This is a genomic window from Xenorhabdus santafensis, assembly GCF_033949405.1.
Classification (GTDB): domain Bacteria; phylum Pseudomonadota; class Gammaproteobacteria; order Enterobacterales; family Enterobacteriaceae; genus Xenorhabdus; species Xenorhabdus santafensis.
The window spans coordinates 1-2,221 of record NZ_VCDN01000106.1 but is presented as its reverse complement, the minus strand read 5'-3'; the positions used below and the strand labels follow the sequence as shown (position 1 = coordinate 2,221).

At 48.9% G+C, this 2,221-nt stretch carries 5 protein-coding genes; all 5 read right to left on the bottom strand.

Annotation, left to right across the window (positions count from 1 at the left end; genetic code table 11):
* Positions 1 to 793: terminase large subunit domain-containing protein (locus FE392_RS22265; RefSeq protein ID WP_319931589.1), on the bottom strand; the 793-nt coding region annotated here is incomplete at its 3' end.
* Entirely contained in the window at positions 790 to 1,143 is a 354-nt protein-coding gene (locus tag FE392_RS22260; RefSeq protein ID WP_086954148.1) for a phage terminase small subunit P27 family, read from the bottom strand. The genes FE392_RS22260 and FE392_RS22265, both read right to left, overlap by 4 nt.
* A 126-nt stretch (positions 1,144 to 1,269) precedes the next feature.
* On the bottom strand, positions 1,270 to 1,704 hold the full coding sequence (locus FE392_RS22255; RefSeq protein WP_319931588.1) for an HNH endonuclease signature motif containing protein: 435 nt from the start codon (positions 1,702 to 1,704) through the stop codon (positions 1,270 to 1,272).
* Positions 1,704 to 2,006: a head-tail connector protein gene (locus FE392_RS22250; RefSeq protein WP_319931587.1), complete on the bottom strand. Its 303-nt coding sequence runs from the start codon at positions 2,004 to 2,006 to the stop codon at positions 1,704 to 1,706. The genes FE392_RS22255 and FE392_RS22250 overlap by 1 nt, the downstream gene beginning before the upstream one ends.
* The coding region (locus tag FE392_RS22245) for a phage head closure protein (RefSeq protein WP_319931586.1) at positions 1,999 to 2,221 on the bottom strand (223 nt) is incomplete at its 5' end. The genes FE392_RS22250 and FE392_RS22245, both read right to left, overlap by 8 nt.

The following is a 2,221-nucleotide window of genomic DNA, read 5'->3' as shown; positions in this document are numbered from 1 at the left end:
CGTCGTCCAGTTCATAAATCAGAGCAAACAGGGATTCGTTTTGTTCTTCCCCGCCCAGTATCTGACAGCAATAATCGTAGTGCTGTTTACAGGCTGAAATAACATTACTGCCCGCCGTGGTGATGGCAAACAAAATGCCTTCGGGACGGGCACCCATTCCCAACTCAAGGGCAGAGTACACAGCGTTATCAGAGTGTAAATGATATTCATCGACAATCGCCAGACTGGGGTTGGTGCCCTCAATTGTGGCGGCTTTGGCGGCCAGCGGTTTTAGCAGGCTGTTAGTTTTGGGATAGGTGACTTTGTGTTGCTGGATAGATACCCGTTTTTTCAATGGCTTTGATAACAAACTCATCTGGCGGGCATCATCAAACACGATACGCGCCTGATCTCGACTCACGGCGGCGGTGTAAATATCCTGCTGCCCCTGTTCCATCACCAAGAACCAGTTAGCCAGTATTGCGGCAACGGTGGATTTGGCATTTTTGCGTGGCACTTGGATATAAGCACTGCGGTATTTTCGGCGTCCGGTCGCTTTCACTTTGAAGCCGAACAAATTCGCAAAAGCGAACTGTTGCCACGGTTCAAGCATGATGGGTTTGCCACGCAGATGGCCTTTGACATGGGGACAAACACGGGAAAAAGCAATAAAACGCTCTACAACTGCCGAATCAAACAGATAAAGCGGGTTATTCAGGTCGTTAAAGTAGCGTTTCACGGCCTGTTTTACCCGTTTACAGGCCGGAATTTTACCGTTTTTGATATCAAATGCGTACTGCTCCCATGCATTCATAAGCGATCCAGTTCGTCTTCTTCCTCGGTTTCCACCGGGTTTTTACGCCGTGATACGGGATCAAAACCCAGCAATGACGACATTTTTATCATGATTTTTTCAGCATCGGCTTTAGCACTCAATGACGGGTTTCGGCTCTCGCTACCCTGACTATTCACAATGCTAAAGCCCCTGATATCAAGGTCTGCCACCGCTTTGCGGTAAATGGCATAGTTCACGCAATACAGTTCTAAGTTGTTCCAGTCTGCGGCGTTCAAATCTTCCCGCTCACTTAAAATTTTACCTTTGGCCTTCCATTGGCTGGCGGCGATATCATTAAGGTAGGTTGGCGGTTTTGGCGCTCTTGCCATGATTTTTTTCCTTGTTGTTTTATTTTCAAAAAAACTGCCGGGCGTAAAAATTGAAGGAGGGGGCGGTTCCGCTGGGAGGAACATTTGTCATTTTTGATACCCCTACCCCGTTATTTCGTTTCGTTATTATTCATCTGATAGCCAATCACGATACCTTGCTGCTTCGGTTTCCTGCTGTCGATAACCGCCCTGCTTGCGCTTCGCTTTGGTGATGGGGTCAGTCTGTACGGTTTTCCGGTTATGGCAGGTCTGACATAACGCTTGATGATTCGATGCAGGCCAGAACAGCACATCAGAATCACCCTGTATCGGGATGATGTGATCTACAATGCTTGCAGGTGTGTAGACATCTTGCTGTAAGCAGCGGACACATAACGGATTGGCTTTCAGGTAATGCAGCCGATAGCGTCCCCATCGATTGCTGTAACCTCGCTGAGTGCGGGTGCCGCGTTGCTTGTCCTGCTGGCGTCTGGCTTCCCGCTGGTGTTGCTCGCATCGGCCTGATTTCACCCGCTCGCGGCAGTGTGGGTAGCTACATCGTTTTAAGGGCTGCCACGGCATCAATAGACTCCCACATCACGATAAACAGACCACAATGATTTAATGGTGAACGGGACTTCTTTAAGCTCAATATCGGTTGCCATTTCCCGATTTTCATACAGCAACCCGATATAAAGCAGACACCCCACTTTGATTGCTGACGTGAAGGCCAAATCAGTATCAAACCGCTTACCGATATGTTGCTGGCAGACTTCTAACGAAGCCTCGGCATAAGCCATTAATAACGCGTCATCAAGGGCATCGCTTTCATCAATCCGACAGTGTTGCCTGATTTCACTCAGGGGAATTTCAATATCAGGCATATTTCACGCCTCCCTTGCAAAGCAGTTCTAGGCGGGTGTGTTTCGGATCAGGGATAACGGCAACGATGGCAAAGCTCTTGCCGTGGGTGCTGGCACCTTGATAGATAATGCGATTTGTTGTGGTAATATCATCACGGTAACGCAGCCAGATACGCACCGTGGCTTCGGATAGTACGGCACCAGATGCGACCAGTTCCCGCCCGCTAATTGCGATG

Excerpts from the sequence above, each read along its gene's own strand:
- FE392_RS22260 (WP_086954148.1), bottom strand. The coding sequence starts at position 1,143 with ATGGCAAGAGCGCCAAAACCGCCAACCTACCTTAATGATATCGCCGCC.
- FE392_RS22255 (WP_319931588.1), bottom strand. The coding sequence starts at position 1,704 with ATGCCGTGGCAGCCCTTAAAACGATGTAGCTACCCACACTGCCGCGAG.
- FE392_RS22250 (WP_319931587.1), bottom strand. The coding sequence starts at position 2,006 with ATGCCTGATATTGAAATTCCCCTGAGTGAAATCAGGCAACACTGTCGG.